Here is a 19,789-nt window from a genome sequence, read left to right as displayed (position 1 = left end):
TCCGGCACGGTGTGTGCAGTAGAGCTAGATTCCGGCAGGCATCCCATATAAATAGGAGACAACACAAAGAGAACCTTACTCAGCCGCAATGGCCGGGAAAGGTCCCTGAATATAAGCCTATTCTATTCCCGTCCGCTGCTTGAACGGTTCTGCAGGCTCTCCCCCAATAACGGGGCGCGGGGATCGAACTGCGGATAGATATATTCCTCACGCCGAAAAGAATACCCGGTAGCTGCAATGTCCAGCATCTGATTCAGCCGCTCACTCTCGCTGCCCAGTCCCTGGTCCAGCGGAATGTCCCCCGCGATGATCCGCAGATACAGCTGCATTCTTGGACGGTCGCCTGAATAACGCGGCTCCATGGATACCGTATTCGGATCATACTGGTCCATGATCTGCGGGGAGAGCGGATAGATCGATTCTGCTGCGGTGGGATAGAATTCCCTGAAGTGGTGCAGCCCGCGTGAAGCGCCCGGCTTATCCATAATCCCGTCTGTCACCGGGAGGGCGAGCGCCTGCTGATACAGCATGCCCAGGAACTCCTTCGATTGAAGAAAAGTCCAGACCTTCACCGCAGCCTCCCGGCTCTGCGCCGCACTGTTCACCACCAGCGGAGCGTGGGGGACCATCATCAGGGCCCCGGCCCCGCGCCGTGACAGGTCCGCCGCCGGAGGGAGCGCCACCCCCCAGTCATCCTTAGGCATATACTCCTGCAGCTTGACATAATCTTTGCTGGTAACATACATCATACCGATATTGCCGTCCGCGAACTGCCGGAGCGCGCTGCTCAGCTTCAGCAGAGTCTCCCCCGGGTAGAGACTGCCCTGCTGCTTCATCTCCCGCACCATTCGCAGCCAGGGGGCATACACACTCAGGTCATAACGGCCCGACCGGTAATCATAAAGATAATAACCGCTGTAGGTATTCGATAGCTCCAGTCCGGCCTGGAGACTGGCCCGGCTATCCCCGCCGGGCAACGCGAAGCCGTATTTGTTCACCGGCGCTCCGGCCTGGCTGATCTGCAGGGCCGCCTGCTCCAGTGCGGCAAAGGTAAGCGGAGGCTGCTCCGGGTCAAGTCCGGCGGTCCGGAACAATTGCTTATTGTAGATCAGACGCACGGTATCAATACTGGAGGGCATGAAGTAGATTCCGCCCTTGAACAACGGGCCGGATGCGTACTTCCTGGCCCATACCGGAAAACGCAACAGCCATCCGGCATCCAGATCAGCAGACAGATTAGCAAGATACCCCTTGTTGACGTAAGTGGCCAGCCAGGCGTTATCGACACTGAACACATCCGGCCCCTGCCCGGAGGTCATCAGCATATTTAAGGTATCGTCGTAGGCGTCTGTAGCAAGGTTCATCACTACGATCTCAATCTGATCGGGATTCGTTTTATTATAATGGCTGATGGCATTCTTCACTTCCAGGTTCTCCGTCCAGTCAGACAGGGCGACCCTCACCCGGGTGGTCTGCGCCGCCGGTAGGGCCTTCTCGCCTGGAGTGAGGTCCGGCAGCAGCGGGCGGTCATAGACAAAAGTGTAGATAGCCAGCCCGCACCCTAAGATGGCGATAAGATAGAACAGTAACCTTTTCACACCGCACCTCCTGCGTTGACATCCTGACTTCACGCGTTTTACAATGTATACCAGTTATTGACTTACTGAAGGAGGACTCCGATGAAGAAATATTACGATTCGTTGTCGAAGGCTCTCTTCCTGTATAACTTCAGCATCCGCAGCCGTCTGATCCTCTACTTTCTCTTCCTCGTTCTTCTCCCGACCACGATCATCTCGGTCACCATCTATAACAAATCCGCCGGGATCATTACCCGGAATATGAATACATCGATTGAGAATAACTTCAATCTGGTTCAGGATAATCTGGCCCGGCGGTTCGAAGCCGCCAATCAATCCATGACTGCGTTGTACCTGAATTCTGAATTCGCGGACCTCATCTCCTCCAACCGGCCCGCAGACAGCACCGGAATCATTAATGAGCTGGCCGCCCTTAGCAAAATCCTTGAGGATTTCCCCGCGAACGGGACCTCCGGCAACAGCTTCGTCCCTATGCTCTATATGCTGAACCGGCCGGAATATACCCAATATAACTTCTCACGGCGTGTATTCAATATCGATCTTATTACCTTGAAGCCCTGGTATTTAAGCATTCCGGCCAAAGCCGATTTTGCCGTGGTGGGCCTTAGCTCACTGGATTCCAGATTCACCCTCAAATTCGCGAAGCGCCTGTTCGGTATCCGGCATGCACAGCTGCCCTATGTCGGACTTCTCACCCTTGATATCCCGGTAGCCGAATTCGGCACGCTGCTGGAGCATTATAAGCCTACCCCCGGCAGCAAGGTCTATATCGCAGACAGGGCCGGAACGATCGCCATCAGCCCCGAGCCGTCACTCATCGGCCAGAATATCGCCGCTCAGGATTATTACAGCAAGCTTAGCTTGACTATAGGCCCTGCTGACAGTACCAGCAACCCTCTCTCTTCAGACCACTCATCCGCTCTGCATTCCTTCCGCCACTCTATCGGCAGCGAGGAGATGCTCGTCTCGTACAAGACGCTGGAGAATACCGGCTGGACCATCCTGTCCTTCTCGCCTGTCCGTGAGCTGAATGGGGAGCTGGTCTCCTTCCGCCGGGTGATGTATGTCGTAATTGGCATTTGCATGCTCATCTCCTTTCTGATGGCCCTGCTGCTCTCCGAGAATATCTCCGCTCCGATCCGCAAGTTCATCCAGTCAATGTCGCATGCCGAGAGCGGGAACTTCAATATCCCCATCCGTTACCGGCGCAAGGACGAATTCTCCTATTTATTTAACCGCTACAACAAGCTGCTCCAGCAGATTAAGGCGCTGATCGACAAGCTCTACGTCACCGAGCTGCGCAAAAAGGAAGCCGAGCTGCAAATGCTCCAGGCCCAGATCAATCCGCATTTTCTCTACAATACCCTGGACTCCATTAACTGGATTGCCATTAACCACGATATTCCTGAGATCAGCAGCATGGTCACCTCACTCTCGGATTTCTTCCGGTACAGCCTGAGCAAGGGCCGCAATATCATCCCGCTCCGCGATGAGCTGCGGCAGGTCGAGAGCTATCTGCAGATTCAGCAGTTCCGCTTCCAGGACCGGCTTCACTATGAGCTGGAGGAGACGGACCGGGCGCTGGCAGAGGAATGTCTGGTGGTGAAGCTCAGTCTCCAGCCGCTGGTGGAGAATGCCCTGATTCACGGCATTCAGCAGCGGCGGGGCACAGGCACGATCCGTATCCGGGTAGAGCAGACGCAGGAGCTGCTTAGCATCTCCGTGTTCGACGATGGAATAGGCGCCGATCCCGCACGGCTGAACCAGCTGCTGGCAGACCCGCAGCCGGGCAGCCAGTCTTACGGCATCCGCAATGTGCATATGCGGATCCGGCAGTTTTTTGGAGAGTCCTACGGCATCCGTTATTACGACAATACCGAAGACGGCTGCGGTCTGCTGGCTGTCATCCGGTTCCCGGTGGTCACTACTTGGAATGAGGTGAATGAAGATGTTAACGATGATCATAGCGGATGACGAGCCGTTTATCCGCAGCAGTCTGATCCGTGTGTTTGATTGGCAGGAAGAGTTCGGGATTGAGATTATCGGGGAAGCCTCAGACGGGCTGGAGGCCTACGAATTATGCCTGAAGCTCAGGCCGGACATCCTGTTCACCGACATTATGATGCCGCTAATGGGGGGGCTGGAGGTAGCAGAGAAGCTGCGGGAGGCAGGCTGCAGGGCCCGGATTATTATTATCAGCGGCGCCCAGGACTTCTCCTACGCCCGGGAGGCGCTGAAGGTGAACGCCGAGGGATATATTCTGAAGCCTGTCAAGCTGCCCGAGATCCGCAGTGTCTTCCGCCAGGCGGTGGCCAAGCTGACAGAGGAACACGAGCAGCAGCTGGATCTGGAGCAGCTTAAGCAGCAGCTTCAAGACAGTATGCCGCTGCTGCGGGAGAAATTCCTCCAGAATCTGATTGCCGGCCTCTACCGCAGGGAGGAGGAGATCTGGCAGAAGATACAGTATTTCGACCTGCCCTTCCAGCAGGGGACGCTTCTCAGCGTCTGTGTACTCCAGCTGGATGAATACCGGAGCGCGGTGGATAAATACTCAGAGGAGCATAAGCAGCTGCTCTACTTTTCCATCCAGAATATCATTCAGGAGAGCCTGGACAGCCACCCCTGCGCCATCAGCTTCGTAGCCAGCGAGAACGAATTCATTATGGTGATCTGCACCCCGCAGACACCTCCGTCCCCCTCCATCTCCGGGACCTGCGAACAAATCATCGCTAATATTCAGAAGTATCTGCGGCTGGATGCCTCCGTCGGCATCGGGCGGGCTTGTCCGCTGGCGGGCCAGCTTGAGGATTCCTATAAGGATGCGCTGGCCGCGCTGGTGTACAAATTCTATACCGGGCCTGCCTCCGTCCTCTACATTAACGATATCCAGCCCGACACGGAGAAGCTGCAGAGTACCTTTATCTATAAACTCCAGGCCCGGCTGATGAATGAATTGAAGGCAGGACATACGGACACCGTCACCCGGCTGCTGGAGCAGCTGTTCGACGGACTGGCCGGGCCCAAGCATAGAATTGAATATGTGCAGAGTATCTGCGCAGAGATGATTTTCACCTCCGCCAGAGCCCTATATGAGATAGATGAGGATATCGGGCAGGTGCTAAGCGACCGGATTAGCATCATGGATAAGCTGTACCAGCAGACCACGATCACCGGCCTTAAGGCGTATATGCTGTCGCTCCTGCATGACTTAAGCGCTTATGTAGCAGGCAAGAACACCTCCAGGAACAGCCGGATCGTCAGCAGCATCTGCACCATCGTTCAGGAGGGATACGCCTCGGAGCTGTCCGTGTCCAGGATTGCCGAGGAGGTGTTTCTGACACCTAACTACATCAGCCTGCTGTTCAAGAAGGAGACTGGAAGAACCATTACCGACTATATCACTCAGATCCGCATAGGCAAGGCGAAGGAGCTTCTGCTGACCACGGACCTGAAGGTCATGGAGATCTCAGAGCGGGTCGGCTATGAGAATCCCCATTATTTCAGTACTGTTTTCAAAAAAACCACCGGCCTGCACCCGCTCAAGTTCCGTTCGGCCAAGGATTAGACCGCTGCCGCTCTAGCGGACAATATAGGATTTCGTACCTATTCTGGAGAAGATGGCCGTTTTTGCATTCACTTTGGCGGAGACCGGCGGGCTCAGTCGTGAGTTGCCAAGAGAAGCAATATAGGCAAAATCCGGGTGAAGCCCCTCATCCGCCAGATAGGCAGAGGTCCGGCTGCCCGGCACCCGCTCCCTGTTAAGCGAGGTTATCATCTGAGTGGCATTCTTAATCCCAAGCCCGTGTCCGTAGTAACTGTCTCTGGACAACATAATCGCGTTCTCCCCCTGCCATTCCGGCTTAGCCGGATCATGGTCGGGATTCTTGAAATAGACCACATCGCCCGGCTGCAGCTCATTCCTGTTGAACGTGGTAATCAGCTTCAGATTGCTGTCATAGTTCCAGTCCCACAGGTACAGGCCGGTGAAATTACGGTTGAAGGCCGCCTCTCCGATCATGTTGATGGTCGCTCTATAGAGAATCATCACCATCGCCATAGCACATTCAAAGGCATACAGCTGTCCATTCACAAAAATATCATTAATCGCCGCCGAAGGAGTGACATTTGAATTCAGCTCAAATCCACCGCCTCCTGTACGGGTCCAGTACCTCGGATTGCAGCGGGAATTCTCGAAGGTCGAGAAATCTGTCCCCCCTACATTCATTGCCCGGGCTGCCGCAATAATCTCCCCCCGCATTCTGCTCTCAAATGCCGGATCTGCCGGAGCCGCGTATCCATACCCCATTCTGCTTCCCCCTTTCGTCTTCTTGCCATGAAATATAGGTTATTGTACGTGTCGGGCCTCCTATTGGTGCGTAAACAGCCCCCCGTAATCTATCCACGGAGAGCTGCCGGTCAGAAACACCTATTATTCTAACGTGACATGAGGATTCAAAGTAATTTCAAAGGCGCGGCCCCAAATATAATCGGGATCATCGTATGGAAGGACTGCACTGGCGTATTCGGAGAAGACCCAACTGCCCCCGTTAATCTGCCGGATACTGCACGCCGGTTCAGCACTGCCGATCCGGAAGGCTCCCGTCCCGGCAAGCGTGGCTGTGTGTGTCTGCATCCGCTCTCTTAGCAAGGCCTTAAGATGAACGTAGTCCTCGGGGCTATTGAACAACAACATATTCTGATCTGTAAACGTTGCAACATTCTCATAGAGCGAATGGGCTCTGGAGTACGTCCGGATTTCGCCAATCGCCAGCCTTTTGTAGAAGTAATCCTTCAGGAAGCGCTTGAACAGCAGCGAGCCGTGAGCGTTAACCGCAAGATCCAGCGCCGCCACATCGGTCTCTGTAACGATATAAGCATACCGGGCCTGGGCCATGCCCAGTGCGAGGCCGATTTTGTTCCCCGGCGTATTCCAGCCGCTATATCCTAATAGCGCGCCAGTATGCCTGCTGTCCAGTAGAGCCTCAGTTATACTTGCATCTGCTGCACCTGCGCCGACACAGTCAATCACTACCGAAGGGACGAGGCGGGAATCGTTATCTTCGATACGGTTAACCGCAGCCAGCACCTGATCCACTGCAGTAATCGCAATAATCTCCACCTCACGGGCATCGCCTACCGCCTCACCCCCTACAATATCCAGATGGCGCAGGATGTTCTGATGCACATCCATATATTCATACGGACTCGTAAGGGTAGAGCCATGCGGTCCGAAATATTCAACGGTATACCTGGTTGTGGCCCCGTTCCGGTAGAGCTGATTCGCCATCCGCGCCAGTAAGGACTGTCCCAGTCCGTCTGCATCCGGGAGGATGACGGCCCGGTCCGGATTTTGACCCTGGGTCCCGCCCAACCATTCATTAATGCCTGCTTCCATATAGTGAATCTCGTTAATCTGCACGCCCTGGGTATTGGCATCATCCACACCGACTGCAAGGAAATCAATAGAGCCTTCCTGCGCCAGCACCTCCAGAATATAGCGGTTCGTCTTGAACTTATGCGCTCTGGTATTGTAATACTGCTCTTTATCAAAAGTAGCCGTACTGCCATAGTCGCCAGTCGGTGACAGGTTATATCCACTGAGAATATCTTCGAACTGCGTGAAGCTCCTGCGCGGCTGAAGCATGAAGTTGCGGGACTCCGTATAGGCCGCGAGGTCCAGCCCTTCCGCAAAAGAGGTGGTGGCCAGCCTCATAATCGTATCCATTACATACACCGGCTTGTCCGGGTAAGCTTGCTTCACTTCACGGATGACATCCAGCAAGTCTGTAATTGCAGCATCGTAAGCCGGATAAGCACCTCCTGCATCCGTACGCAGGCGACGGCTGCCAATCAGCCCCCCGTAGGCAAGCATGTCCGCCGAGAGAATAAAACCGTCCACGGACGCCGCATGATCCAGAATCCATTGCCGGATCTTGGCGGTATCTCCGTAGGCCGGTGAGGAGGTGGTCAGCAGGGTTGTGCCTGATGCTGTCTTTTGCGAATCCAGGCGATTCTTAAGATCCGTTACATCCGGTGTGATCACATCAATGCCCGCCGATCTCCCCTGCACAATCACATCATCCAAATTAACAGGCCGATCATCCAATGGTACATATAGCACTTTCTTCATTGATGTCACGCTCCCTCTAGTTAGCAGATAGGCTCAGAACAGATGCCTTCACTATATAAGGTGATTTACACAGATGGATTACAACCAGAACTTAAAAAATAATAAAAAATATAAAAAGCCTACCCAGTTGAAAGGCAGACTCTATATATTAATTCAGTATTATTCAGAAAAATTAATATACACGGAGGCATTATAAGCCGTTTTATTCCAAGTAACCTGTGCGCCAAGTGCTTCAGAGATAAATCTTAAATTCACAAAAAATATATTGCTATCAGGTTCTAGAGAAGGAGCCTGAGTTAATACCACTTTATTTCCGTTTACAACCCCCTCAAATGAATTATTTGTTAACTGAATGATAATATCATCTTTGGTCGCAGTAACTGTTTTGGTCGCGTTATTCCATTCTACTGTCATTCCATAAGCCTCGAATATAGGCCGCATAGGAACAAGCGTTGTCCCAAGAGTTGTAACATTAGCGTAGATATCCAATTTTTCATTATTAATAAAAATACTTGGATGTTCTCTGGAAGATTTGACACTAGCTACACTACCAGAGGGAGCTGCTGAAGCAAATATACTATTCACTCCAATGCTCATTGAGATCACTGCGACACTGAGAATTACGCTCACTATTTTTCTCATAAAAACCTCCACTTAATCATATACGATGCAAGAGTATTCTTTATCCAATTGTGCTCATTTATAGATTAGAATAATAAAAATGAATCTAAAAGGAGAGTCATTATGGCATTAGAATTCAAGGTCAATGAACAGCTGCTGCCTGAGCAAATGGCTGAGGTGTTTAGATTATCGGGGCTTAAGCGGCCTTATAACGATTTAGACCGTATGGAGAAAATGATTGATCAGGCCGATATCATCATTAGCTGCTGGGACGGTGAGCGTGTAGTAGGCTTAGCACGGGCCATCACAGACTATTGTTACTGCTGTTACCTCTCAGACTTGGCTGTCATCAAAGAGTATCAGAAGCAAAATATAGGCAAAGACCTGGTAGAACTCCTTCAGCAGACCTTGGGAGATCAAGTAGCCATCGTACTCTTGTCTTCTGAGGAAGCTTTAACGTTCTATCCTCAAATCGGCTTTGAAGCGGCTACCAATGCGTTTCGGATCGCCCGAAAACATTAGCTACTCTTTGGACCCAGCAGCCTCCTGGAACCATAGATTTACCTGCGCGGTCTCCTCGGTCAGAAGATCCAGGTAGATGGAGGTACGGTAGTCGGTCTCCTTGAGGCTCCTGCCTGTAATCTCGGTGATCCGGTTCAGGCGGTACATTAAGGTATTGGTATGAATATGCAGAAAAGCGGCCGATTCCTTCAAATTCCCGTCCAGCGACAAATATACGGCGAGGGTTTTCAGGAGATCGCTCTTATGCTCACGGTCATGCTCCTTCAGCGGATAGAGCAGCAAGCTCCGGCGGGGGCGGCTCCGTTTCTGTTCCAGAATCGCCGGAAGGTACGCCCAGAACCCGATCTCTTCATAGAGCAGCAGCTCACGGGTATGATAAGGCAGCAGCTTCTTCAACTCCAGAATCTGCAGCGCTTCGCGGTACGCTTCAGCAGCTGAGGTATATTCGCGGTATTCAGGACTGCAGCCTGCTGTAAGCTTGCCGCCTTCGCTCTGGCCCAGCTCCCCTAGCAGCTTGTGCAGGAACGAAGACAGCCGCCCCGTCCCTTCCACCGGAAACATAAAGGAGAAAAGAATAATCAGCCGGTTCTGCTCGGCGGTCTGGAACAGCAGCCGCTGCCCGGTAAAGGTGTCCATTACCCGGCGAAAACGCTGCAGAAAATGCTCATCTACCGGCCTGCTGCTCTCCAGCACCCCAATGTAATAGTTCTCCGGCAGCAGCACCGATCCGGCCTCCGCTTCCTGGCGGATATGCGCTTCGCTGTCATAATGCGAGGTCAGCAGCTTCCAGAAGAAATCCTCCATGGCCTTCTCCTGCTTCGTCTTCCATCCGCGCTGCTTCAGCAGATACCGCCCGGCAGTCCCGGCAGCCTTCTCCACAAGTTCCTCCGCCTGCCCTGCGGCGAGATTCCCCCGGTCCACCACCCAGATATAGCCCAGAATCCCCTGCTGGTGCTTGATGCACATGGCCAGCCGCGGGCCAAGCCCGACCTCCATTACCGCAGGGATGCGAATCGGATGCGTGCTGCTCTCCAGCTCATGCATGACGCCTTTTTTGCGCAAGCCGATGATGACGGTGCTCGGCACCTTTTTGCCAATGATGGTCGAGATCCGTGCCGGATCGCTCTCCGTCTGATGCGAGCTGTAGCCGATCACATGATGGTTGCTGTCCTCAATCGTAACCTGGGACTGGAGCGATTCGCTGAGCGTATCCGCCAGGGATTCCATACTGTCAAAAAAACGGTCAAATGATGGCTCTGATTGTGCCAATGTTCCCACCTCAACCTGAAGAATAGCAGAATAAGTGATTACATTATAGTACGCTGCCTGGCGGTTGCCTATAGGAATAAAACAGATTTCAGTAGAAAACCTGACATATCATGAAGAATTTGCGTCAAAAGCAAACTGGTGCGGTGCAAAACCTCACATGAATGAAGTATCCGGCATACCTGCATTCGCGCCAGCATTTCGCGTCCATCTAGCCCGCATGCCTTCCGCTGACCGATTGTATCCGGTTTTTCGCATACATTCGGCCCGCATGCCTCCCGCAGACCAATTGTATTCGGTTTTTCGCATACATCCGGCCCGCTCACCCTCGACGTGCCCGTTGTAATCGGTTTTTCGATTACATCCAGCCCACACGCCTCCAGCTGACCAATTGTAATCGGTTTTTCGATTACATCCGGCCCGCTCACCCTCGACATGCCCATTGTGATCGGTTTTTCGATTACATCCGGCCCACTCACCCTCGACGTGCCCATTGTGATCGGTTTTTCGATTACATCCGGCCCGCTCACCACAAAAAAGCCCGGCGATCTCTCACCGGACTGTAATAGGCGTAGACGTACTCTTTCCTGCGTACTTTTCTATCCCCTGTTTTTTTCTATTGCGATCCCCCTCTAGCCGACTTCTCTCTGTATAGATTAGATCAGCGTGAACTCCTGCTCTACAGCAGCTTCAACCGTGAAGTACTCTTCTCCAAGCGCCTCGGCTACGGCCTGGCAGGTGATTTTGCCGTTGGCTACGTTGACGCCGCTCTTCAGACCTGCATTATCTTCAATGGCCTGGAATACGCCTTTGTTGGCAATTTGCAGGGCGTACGGAACGGTGACGTTGGTTAGAGCGATGGTCGAGGTTTTGGCGACTGCGCCCGGCATATTGGCTACGGAATAGTGCAGAACCCCATGCTTCTCAAAGACAGGGTTATCATGCGTGGTCACCCGGTCAATCGTCTCCACAATCCCGCCCTGGTCAATCGCCACATCTACAATGAAGGAACCTGGCTTCATGGTCTGCACCATCGCTTCCGTTACCAGCTTAGGCGCCTTCGCTCCCGGAATAAGCACTGCCCCTACCAACAGGTCTGCTTCGGCAACAGCCTTGGCGATGTTGTACGGATTGGAGATCAGGGTGCTGATCTGTGCGCCGAAAATATCGTCAAGCTGGCGGAGCCGGTCTGCGCTCAGGTCGATAATGGTCACCTCAGCGCCGAGGCCGATGGCCATCTTAGCCGCGTTGGTGCCGACGACACCTCCGCCGATGATGCTGACCTTGCCGCGGCTTACGCCGGGAACACCGGAGAGCAGGATGCCCTGTCCGCCGTAGTTCTTTTGCAGGAATTGTGCGCCCAGTTGTACAGCCATCCGTCCTGCTACCTCGCTCATGGGTGTGAGCAGCGGCAACGTACGTCCATCCACTACCGTCTCGTAGCCGATGGCGAATACGCCTTTGTCCTTAAGGGCGGCAGCCAGAGCTGGCTCTGGAGCCAGATGCAGATAAGTGAAGAGGATAAGCCCTGGACGGAAGTAACCGTATTCGCTGGCCAGCGGCTCTTTTACCTTCATTACCATTTCAGCGGTGGCCCACACTGCGGCGGCTTCTGCCACCAATTCAGCACCGGCTGCGGCATACTCTTCATTCTGGAATCCGCTGCCTACACCCGCTCCTGCTTCCACCAGCACCTTGTGGCCCTCTGCGGTCAGGCTGACAACACCCGCCGGGGTGATCGCTACCCGGTTTTCGTTGTTTTTGATCTCTTTCGGTACGCCAATAATCATCTTTCATCGCTCCTGTCAGTTAGGGTTCTCTTATGTGAAGAATCATAACATACAGGCCGGAGCTGCATTTTGGGTAAAAAGAAAAACATGATCTGACATGATTGTGTTTTTACACAATGGACTTGAAACGCCGCACCAGCTGCTCCCGGAATAGAACGTTTCCCTGCACTATTGCCGCCCTAGCCCTAATCCGGGGAGATATTATAAAGTTATGTTCCATATTCTCCTGTTTTTTGTTCCTTCTGACGCTTCCGGCCATCTGCTATTCTTGAATTGCAAGCTTATACAGTACACACACAGGGAGGTTGTCGCTTTTGAACAAGAGCCGTGTTATTGCCGGAATCACTTCGCTCGTTCTGATCATGGGTCTGGCCGCAGGCTGCGGGAACAGCAGCAATTCATCTTCAGCGGACAATGGAAGCTCTGCCACAGGTAAGAATACACCGGTAACGCTCAAAATGTGGGGCGGTGTCCCCCCGGAATCCGGTCCGCAGCAGGTGGTGGACAACTGGAACAAGGAGCACCCCGATATTCAAGTGGAATATGTACGCTATGTCAATGACGACGACGGCAATCTGAAGCTGGATACGGCGATGATTACCGGCCAGGATGTGGATTTGTTCGTGAACTATACAATCTCCCATGCCGCCAAGCGGGTGGAATCGGGACTGGCCCTGGACCTCAGCGGCTTCACCGATTACAACATTGAAGAGAAGATGGGCGCGGACACTGCGAGCTGGAAGATTGACGGCAAGTTCTACGGCGTTCCGACAACCAAGAGCCCGTTCTTCATCGCCCTGAACAAAGACGCCCTCGATAAGGCAGGCCTGCCGGTTCCGAAGGAATGGACCTGGAATGAGCTGCGCGAGTATGCGAAGAAGCTGAAGAGCGGCAATTCGTACGGTTTTATTCAAAATATGGAGCCCTTCGTGGACCCCATCGACTCCGTGCTGTCCCAGGAGGGCTACACTAAGCCGGACGGCACCTCCAATCTCGATCATCCGCTGGTCAGACAATGGCTGGAGACGCTGAACGGGATGATGCAGGACGATAAGACCACACCGCCGCTTGGCGAGCAGTTGACTTCCAAGATGCCGGTGGAGCAGGTGTTCCTCAGCGGAGAGGTGCCGATGCTCAATATCGGGGCGTGGCTGCTGCGCAGCTCGAATAACTTCACCGACTTCCCGCGTGATTTCAAAATCGCTTTCGCTCCGGTACCCCGACTTGCTGAATCCGCCAGTGATTACGTGACCCGCGGGGGCCTCGGCGATTACATCTCCATTAACGCCAAGTCCAAGAAGCAGGAAGCGGCCTGGGAGTTCCTGAAGTGGTATTCCGATGGCGGCATGTCCCCCATGGCAGCGGGTGGAAGACTCCCGGCCTCCAAGGATGCCAAGCAGGAGGATGCGCTCAAGAGCCTCATCGGCGACAAAAGTGACTCCTACGATCTGGACTCCCTGATGTACGTCATGTTCGACAATAAGACGCCAACCTATGTCCGCAGCCTGCCGCAAGAGGTAATGGACCTGCGTTCACAGGAGTACGAGAAGTATTTCCTCGGCTCACAGTCGCTTGACCAGACCGTGCAGGCCATGGCAGCCCGGCATAATGAGTATTTGAAGCAGAAGAAGTAGCGGCTTGGGTGGAGACAGCGGAGATAGCGAAGAAATAGAGAAGTATCGTGCATCATACAGGAGGCTTGCCATGGGAATCATGGCGCCTCTCTTTCTTTTGTCTTGCCCTATCAGGAACAGGCTAAGCCTTGAATGAACGCGCAAGCTCCAGCCGTGTTCTTGCGGACTGGAATGCACTTATTAGGGCAAATTCGGCTATTCTGGAGGCTACACGGACTCAGATGCGCTTAATTACAATTTCCCTCTTCATTTCCGGCTACCTGAAGTGATATAAAGGCTTCTGAGTCCACCTGCAAGCATGAAGTTGACTTTTTCGCCAAATAGGAGCCTGTGAGTCCGTCGGTCCACAGTAGGAGGAATAGTAGCGGCGGGCACAATGATTGGGGCCAGGAAATACCCCTCCATACTCCAAAAGCTCCCTTGACAAGACGGGGCGGATAACCATCCGCTCCGTCTTTCTTGTCCCGCTGTCAAGCAGCCCGGATAGAACAAAACTATGCATTTCCGCCATCCTCCCCTGTCCGCTGGAACAAATCCATGCAATTTGAAATATCGCCAATCCGGCGGAGGGAGTATGCTATAATCTAGCATATCAACCGGCTTGGAGGTGCTTCCCTGTGTCACAGCTGCTGCGTATGCTGGTTCCCCAGAAGTTGAAATACCGCCTGTTCACCGCCTTTGTCTGTCTGATTCTGCTGCCGTTCGGCGCGCTGAATATCTATAACTATCAGCGCATTGAGACGCTGGTCCAGAAGAAAATCAGCCAGCAGAGCCACTATCAGCTGGAGCAGATGTACCGCACGTTGGAGGACCAGATCAGCATCGCCTTCAAAACGCTGCTGTTCCTGAAGCAGGATGACACTGTGAAGTCCGTGCTGCTCCATCCCGGACAGCGTAATGAGCTGGAAAATAAGCGGCTGATGGAGAATATTTTCAAGAACCTGAACAATAGCTTCTTCCTGTATAACCCTTCGGTCTACTTCATGATTCTGGACTTGTCTGAAAGCGCATACACCTCATATCCGCCCAAGGATTCTCTGGTCTATTCGAATCTACGGGGAAATCCCGGGTTCGACCGGGGGCAGATGAATAACAGCTCCTATCACTGGGTGCCTAATGATGCCAACTACGTTCTGCGTGATGTCTCTACCAGCGCCTATCTTCTATCCTTATACGCGTATCTGGAGGATGCCCGGAACCAGCCGTATGGCATGGCCCGGATCAGCATTGATTATACGTACTGGCTGCGCTCCATCCACAAGCAGTCCGATCTGGAGCAGCAGTATTTCCTGATCACCCGCTCGGGCGAGGATATCTCCCAATCGGTTCCGGGCAGCCAGCTATCTGAGAAGGTGAAGGCGGGCTTCGCCGGGCAGCCGGGACAGCAATATTTTATCGACAAGGACTCGAACGCCCTGATTAATTATATCTATGTGGAGTCGCTGGACTGGTATATCGTCAACCGGATTCCGCTGTCTGTGCTGTTCGTGGAGATCGAGGGGCTGAAGCAGCAGTACTTCCTTACGTTCCTGGTGCTGACGAGCATCTTCCTGATGATGACCTTCGTGATTGCTACGACCATTACGCGGCCCTTGTCCCATCTGCAGAACAAGATGAAGGCGGCGGTGCAGAAAAGCCTGAAGATCCGCCTGCCGGAGCACAAATTCAGCGGCGAGATCCTTGAGCTGACCCGGACCTTCAATACAATGCTTGACGACACCCACCTGCTGATCCAGAAGCTGAAGGCGGAGGAGCGCCAGAAGGAGGCGGTGCATTTTCAGATGCTGCTGGCCCAGACGAATCCCCACTTCCTGCTGAACACGCTGAATACGATCAAATGGATCGCCATCCGTGAGCATAACGAGGATATTACGAACATGACTCTGTCGCTCGGCAAGCTGCTGGAGGCCAGTCTGAACACCGATAAGGATCTGATCCATCTAAAAGATGAAATCGAGCTGGTTGAGGCCTATGTCCATATTCAGCAGGTCCGGTACGCGCACAAATTCGACTGTACGTTCACGTATGACGAGGACATTCTGTATGCCCTGGTGCCAAAGCTAAGTCTCCAGCCGCTGGTGGAGAACGCCATCATTCACGGAATCAGCAGACTTCCCGGCCATGGCCTGATTGAGCTGAACGTCCGCCGCGAAGAGCACAGGCTGATTGTCGAGATCCGGGACAACGGCGTAGGCATGGAGCAGGGCAGCGGCCCCAAGGCTCCGCGCAAGCGTCCGGGCATCGGACTAAGTAATATCCAGGAGCGGCTGCGGCTGTTGTTCCGGGAAGAGGGTCAGCTTGAGGTTCTCTCAACCAGTGAAGGCGTTACGGTGCGCTTGACGCTGCCGCTGCTAATGTCCACGCCTTACGGCAACGAACATCCGGCTTAAGGCACATAACTACGGGAGGGATTACACATGTGGAAGGTACTGCTGGTGGAGGACGAGGTGTTCGTACGGGAAAGTGTGCGCGAGATTATCGCCTGGGAGGAGCTTGGCTTCACGGTCAGCGGAGAAGCGGGCAACGGGGCAGAAGCGCTGGAGATGATCCGGGAGAATACGCCCGATCTGGTGATTTCGGATATCGTCATGCCGGAGATGGATGGAGTCGAGCTGCTGCGCAGAACCCGTGAGGAAGGATTTGATTCCCGCTTCGTCATGCTGACCTGCATGAATGATTTCGAGAATGTGCGGCTGGCCATGGAATATGGGGCATCCAATTATATTCTGAAGCTGTCGATGAGCGTGAATTCACTCCGGGACACACTGCGCAAGATCAGCGGCGAGCTGGAGAAGAACCGCAAGGTTGAACCGGATAGCCCTCAGGAGTCTAAGGTGTCCCCGCCGGCCCATGAGGAGATTACTAGCCACCCGGAGATCCAGAAGATTCTTCACTACCTGCACGAACACTACGATGAGGATATTACGGTGAAGTCGATGTCCCAGTATGTCATGATGGCCGAGAATTATGTCAGCACCCTGTTCAAAAAGAAAACGGGCCATACCCTGATCCACTATCTGCACCGTGTACGGGTAGATCAGGCAATCCGGCTACTTACCGATTCCGACTTGCCGGTCTATGAGATCGGTAACCGGGTCGGCTTCGTGAGCGACAACTACTTCATCAAGATCTTCAAGCGCCTGACCGCGCAGACGCCCAGCCAATACCGGCATCAGCAGCGGGAGAAGCCGGATCGCTTGAGCTTATAGCCTGCTTTTCAGATAACGATCATAGTACCGCTCCAGCGGCATTCCTTCCGGGAATGCCGCTATTCTTGCTGGCCGGAACATGGATAGAACATATCTAAGACCGAAGCGCCTGCCGCCGCCTGCGTAATTGTATATTTCTGTGCCATGAAGTGGGTGGTTTTGTTCCTTAACCGTCAGGAGGACGCTTGTTATGCTTGTAATGTACTTATAAGACCTAAAGGAGTGGGGCTATTGTGAAGGCAACCTGGATGCGACGTCAGCAGCTGCTGGGCTATCTGTTTATCGGGCCCAATATGATTGGCGTGATACTATTTTTTATCATACCGGCTATGTATTCGTTCTATCTCATGTTTACAGACTACAAGTTTATGAGTCCCCATACCAAGTTCATCGGGCTGGCCAATATCCGGCGGATGCTGGGGGATGAGGTCTTCTATATTGCCATTAAGAACACGCTGCTGTTCCTGCTCTCTGTTCCTGTATCCATTGGGCTGGCGTTCCTGGTGGCTGTCATCCTGAACCGTTCCGTGTATCTCAAAAAGCTGCTGCGCGCCTTGTACTTCATGCCCTACATTACCAGCGGCGTAGCCGTAGCCTTCGTCTGGATGCTGCTGTTCCACCCGAATAACGGGCCGATCAATGGCATTCTCCGCTCCCTGGGCATCGAGAATCCTCCCGGCTGGCTGTCCACGATGGATACGTCCATGTATGCGATTGATATCATCTGGATCTGGTTCATGCTCGGCTATAACATGATTATCTACCTCGCCGCTTTGCAGGAGGTGTCCGGCGAGCTGCTGGAGGCAGCCACTATCGACGGTGCCCGCACGTGGCAGACGGTCCGCAGCATTCTGTGGCCGCTGGTGAGTCCCACTACTTTTCTGCTGCTGATTACCGGACTGATCATGTCGATCAAGCAGTTCGGCATCATCCAGGCGATCACACAGGGCGGCCCCGGGAACAGCACCACCGTATTATCCTTGTTCATCTATCAGAATGCCTTCCGCTATTACGAGATGGGCTATGCATCAGCGGTCTCCTGGGCCCTGTTCCTGATCATTCTGATCTTCACCGTGGTTCAATGGCTGGGCCAGAAACGCTGGGTTCACTACTAAGGAGCTGAGAATATGAATAAAGCCATCGTTACCAAAAGCATCACCACCCTGATCATGCTGTTCTTCAGCATCGTCATGATTGTGCCCTTCCTCTGGATGATCAGCACCTCCTTCAAAACCCCGGCAGAGGTATTCCGCTATCCGATCCAGTGGATTCCGGATCACTTCAACTGGAGCCATCATATCAAAGTCTGGTCCGGCCAGGGCAGCTTCGTGCCTTATTATCTGAATTCCCTTAAAGTCGCTGTGCTCAGTACCATCGGCGCGGTCTCCCTGTCTGCCTTGGCGGCGTATGGTTTTGCCAGAATTGAATTCAAGGGGCGCAACACGATGTTCCTGATCTATCTGTCCATGATGATGGTTCCTCCGCAGGTCCTGTTCGTGCCCAAGTTCATCATGTTCGACTGGGCGGGCATCTATAACACCCACTGGGCACTGATCCTGCCCGGCATGTTCACCATCTTTGGCGTATTCATGATGCGGCAGTTCTTCCTCTCCGTGCCCCATGAAATCTCGGAGGCCGCCTTCATCGACGGTGCCGGCCATTTCCGCATCTTCTCGCGGATCATCCTGCCGATGGCCAAGCCCTCGCTGGCGACCCTGGCGATTATCGACTTCTCCTGGCACTGGAACGATTATGAGAACGCGCTCGTCTTCCTGATTGACCAGGATCTGTTCACCGTTCCGCTCGGGCTGCAGAACTTCATCCTGGAGAACAATGTCGATTACAACGGCATGATGGCCGCCGCAACGGCCGGTATCATCCCGATGATTCTCGTCTTCCTGCTCGGCCAGAAATACATTATTGAAGGAGTGGCCAGCTCGGCGGTGAAGGGATGACGGGGCGGGGTTGGCGTGCCCGATCATGCCGGATTAAGGCTCCGGGGTGGGCTTAATTGTAATCTGTACAACTAAACCCCCGGATGTGCCGCCGAATCTCTGTTTAGCTGTATTTCGTGCAATAGAAAACGCATAGCTGATCGTAAAATGATGTTCTATTGTATTTCATACAGTGGAATGTTGAGTTTTGGGTGAAAAATGGCCTTTTTTCAATATTCGACTGTACGGAATACAATAGATCATATTTGGAAGCCTTTTTTACAGCAATCCATTGTACAAAGTGCAGTTGCTATCGTTCTAGCGCCTTCACCGCCACCCAGCCATCAATCAGATAAGCGCCGAAGAATCGGGATACGGCAGTGAACCCGGCCTCCTTCAGCAACTCCTCTATCTCTTCAGCATGGAGCGGATGAGAGATTACGCCGAACGATTGCTCGAAGGTCTGCCACTGTTCCTCTGCGATCCCGTTCCCCAGCATATGCAGCCGCCAGCCTGCCATCTGAAGCTCCCATGCAGGAGTACCCGGCACCCCGCAGATGGCGGACAGGCACAGCGACGCGCCTGGCCGAAGCCGCGCGGCAATGCTGCGAAGGAGCGCCAGCTTACTCTCCCTCCCCTGCACGAAATGAAGCACCAGCATACAGGTTGCGGCATCATGCAGCGCATTACTGCTCCACGCGGCAATCTCCGTATGATGCAGCCGCACTCTATCCAGCAGACCCGGTTGACCCGCAGCCTCCAGCCGCTGCTTGGCAGCCTGAAGCATACTCTGCGAGGTGTCCAGGCCGCTGAACCTCCAGGCCGGATGGCTTAGGCCCAGCTTCAGAATCTCCTGGCCCCCGCCTGCTCCAACGATCAGTAGCCTGGGCTTCTCCTGATTGTCCAGCCGCGCTGTTAGCAGCGTATCCATCAGGTCATATTGCAGCGTGTATCCGGGGATTTTGCGGCTGATATTCTGTACGTACTGATCTCCGTCTGCCTGTTCCCATGGGTTGGCTGCATTGGATATATGGTTCTTCATTTCATCCCCTCCGGTGTGGTCATCGGTATAATGACCGTAACGG

The 19,789-nt window shown here is 53.5% G+C and carries 15 protein-coding genes; 8 read left to right on the top strand and 7 right to left on the bottom strand.

What is annotated here, in order from left to right; genetic code table 11:
• Window positions 1–122 precede the first annotated feature (122 nt).
• Window positions 123–1,598, bottom strand: a complete 1,476-nt coding sequence (locus tag MKY86_RS33295) for an ABC transporter substrate-binding protein (RefSeq protein ID WP_076077303.1) — start codon at window positions 1,596–1,598, stop codon at window positions 123–125.
• An 81-nt stretch (window positions 1,599–1,679) separates the two neighbouring features.
• Here MKY86_RS33295 and MKY86_RS33290 point away from each other — a divergent pair, with 81 nt between their 5' ends.
• Complete coding sequence (locus MKY86_RS33290) at window positions 1,680–3,572, top strand: cache domain-containing sensor histidine kinase (RefSeq protein ID WP_076077300.1); 1,893 nt, start codon at window positions 1,680–1,682, stop codon at window positions 3,570–3,572.
• Window positions 3,547–5,163, top strand: a complete 1,617-nt coding sequence (locus MKY86_RS33285; protein WP_076077297.1) for a response regulator — start codon at window positions 3,547–3,549, stop codon at window positions 5,161–5,163. Before MKY86_RS33290 ends, MKY86_RS33285 begins: the two co-directional genes overlap by 26 nt.
• 12 nt (window positions 5,164–5,175) lie before the next feature.
• On the opposite strand, the gene MKY86_RS33280 is transcribed toward MKY86_RS33285, so the two are convergent.
• From MKY86_RS33280 to MKY86_RS33270, 3 genes are all read right to left on the bottom strand, one after another.
• The gene (locus tag MKY86_RS33280) at window positions 5,176–5,904 is read right to left on the bottom strand and encodes a protein-glutamine gamma-glutamyltransferase (RefSeq protein ID WP_076077294.1); all 729 of its coding nucleotides are present in this window, start codon (window positions 5,902–5,904) and stop codon (window positions 5,176–5,178) included.
• A gap of 123 nt (window positions 5,905–6,027) precedes the next feature.
• Window positions 6,028–7,728, bottom strand: a complete 1,701-nt coding sequence (locus MKY86_RS33275; RefSeq protein ID WP_076077292.1) for a DUF4127 family protein — start codon at window positions 7,726–7,728, stop codon at window positions 6,028–6,030.
• Window positions 7,729–7,887: 159 nt separating this feature from the next.
• A complete protein-coding gene (locus tag MKY86_RS33270; RefSeq protein ID WP_340827746.1) occupies window positions 7,888–8,370 on the bottom strand; it encodes a copper amine oxidase N-terminal domain-containing protein in 483 nt (160 codons plus the stop codon).
• Between the two features lie 102 nt (window positions 8,371–8,472).
• On the opposite strand from MKY86_RS33270, the gene MKY86_RS33265 reads away from it, so the two are divergent.
• Window positions 8,473–8,871 carry a GNAT family N-acetyltransferase gene (locus tag MKY86_RS33265; RefSeq protein ID WP_076077289.1) on the top strand — a complete coding sequence of 133 codons (399 nt, stop codon included), beginning with the start codon at window positions 8,473–8,475 and terminating at the stop codon, window positions 8,869–8,871.
• Here MKY86_RS33265 and MKY86_RS33260 read toward each other — a convergent pair whose 3' ends face one another.
• Entirely contained in the window at window positions 8,872–10,140 is a 1,269-nt protein-coding gene (locus tag MKY86_RS33260) for a PucR family transcriptional regulator (RefSeq protein WP_076077287.1), read from the bottom strand.
• A 653-nt stretch (window positions 10,141–10,793) separates the two neighbouring features.
• Window positions 10,794–11,927 (bottom strand): alanine dehydrogenase, encoded by a 1,134-nt coding sequence (ald, locus tag MKY86_RS33255; RefSeq protein ID WP_076077282.1) that lies wholly within the window; start codon window positions 11,925–11,927, stop codon window positions 10,794–10,796.
• Window positions 11,928–12,241: 314 nt separating this feature from the next.
• Here ald and MKY86_RS33250 point away from each other — a divergent pair, with 314 nt between their 5' ends.
• The 5 genes from MKY86_RS33250 (at window position 12,242) to MKY86_RS33230 (ending at window position 18,725) form a co-directional block, all read left to right on the top strand.
• Window positions 12,242–13,561, top strand: coding sequence for an ABC transporter substrate-binding protein (locus MKY86_RS33250; RefSeq protein WP_340827745.1), 1,320 nt, complete (start codon window positions 12,242–12,244; stop codon window positions 13,559–13,561).
• Between the two features lie 617 nt (window positions 13,562–14,178).
• On the top strand, window positions 14,179–15,951 hold the full coding sequence (locus MKY86_RS33245) for a histidine kinase (protein WP_143803626.1): 1,773 nt from the start codon (window positions 14,179–14,181) through the stop codon (window positions 15,949–15,951).
• 27 nt (window positions 15,952–15,978) lie between these two features.
• Window positions 15,979–16,770 (top strand): response regulator, encoded by a 792-nt coding sequence (locus MKY86_RS33240; RefSeq protein WP_076077278.1) that lies wholly within the window; start codon window positions 15,979–15,981, stop codon window positions 16,768–16,770.
• 233 nt (window positions 16,771–17,003) lie between these two features.
• The gene (locus MKY86_RS33235; protein ID WP_076077276.1) at window positions 17,004–17,885 is read left to right on the top strand and encodes a carbohydrate ABC transporter permease; all 882 of its coding nucleotides are present in this window, start codon (window positions 17,004–17,006) and stop codon (window positions 17,883–17,885) included.
• A gap of 12 nt (window positions 17,886–17,897) precedes the next feature.
• Window positions 17,898–18,725, top strand: coding sequence for a carbohydrate ABC transporter permease (locus MKY86_RS33230; RefSeq protein WP_076077273.1), 828 nt, complete (start codon window positions 17,898–17,900; stop codon window positions 18,723–18,725).
• A gap of 289 nt (window positions 18,726–19,014) precedes the next feature.
• Here the strand turns inward: MKY86_RS33230 and MKY86_RS33225 are convergent, their stop codons facing one another.
• Window positions 19,015–19,746 carry a class I SAM-dependent methyltransferase gene (locus tag MKY86_RS33225; RefSeq protein ID WP_076077270.1) on the bottom strand — a complete coding sequence of 244 codons (732 nt, stop codon included), beginning with the start codon at window positions 19,744–19,746 and terminating at the stop codon, window positions 19,015–19,017.
• Window positions 19,747–19,789 lie beyond the last annotated feature (43 nt).

This window comes from Paenibacillus sp. FSL R7-0333, from assembly GCF_038000365.1.
Lineage (GTDB): Bacteria > Bacillota > Bacilli > Paenibacillales > Paenibacillaceae > Paenibacillus_AQ > Paenibacillus_AQ silagei.
This window is presented reverse-complemented; position numbering and strand designations above follow the sequence as displayed.

Bases quoted from the DNA above. Each gene is read 5' to 3' on its own strand.
- MKY86_RS33290 (WP_076077300.1), top strand. From the start codon at position 1,680: ATGAAGAAATATTACGATTCGTTGTCGAAGGCTCTCTTCCTGTATAAC.
- MKY86_RS33285 (WP_076077297.1), top strand. From the start codon at position 3,547: ATGTTAACGATGATCATAGCGGATGACGAGCCGTTTATCCGCAGCAGT.
- MKY86_RS33280 (WP_076077294.1), bottom strand. From the start codon at position 5,904: ATGGGGTATGGATACGCGGCTCCGGCAGATCCGGCATTTGAGAGCAGA.
- MKY86_RS33275 (WP_076077292.1), bottom strand. From the start codon at position 7,728: ATGAAGAAAGTGCTATATGTACCATTGGATGATCGGCCTGTTAATTTG.
- MKY86_RS33270 (WP_340827746.1), bottom strand. From the start codon at position 8,370: ATGAGAAAAATAGTGAGCGTAATTCTCAGTGTCGCAGTGATCTCAATG.
- MKY86_RS33265 (WP_076077289.1), top strand. From the start codon at position 8,473: ATGGCATTAGAATTCAAGGTCAATGAACAGCTGCTGCCTGAGCAAATG.
- ald (WP_076077282.1), bottom strand. From the start codon at position 11,927: ATGATTATTGGCGTACCGAAAGAGATCAAAAACAACGAAAACCGGGTA.
- MKY86_RS33240 (WP_076077278.1), top strand. From the start codon at position 15,979: ATGTGGAAGGTACTGCTGGTGGAGGACGAGGTGTTCGTACGGGAAAGT.
- MKY86_RS33230 (WP_076077273.1), top strand. From the start codon at position 17,898: ATGAATAAAGCCATCGTTACCAAAAGCATCACCACCCTGATCATGCTG.
- MKY86_RS33225 (WP_076077270.1), bottom strand. From the start codon at position 19,746: ATGAAGAACCATATATCCAATGCAGCCAACCCATGGGAACAGGCAGAC.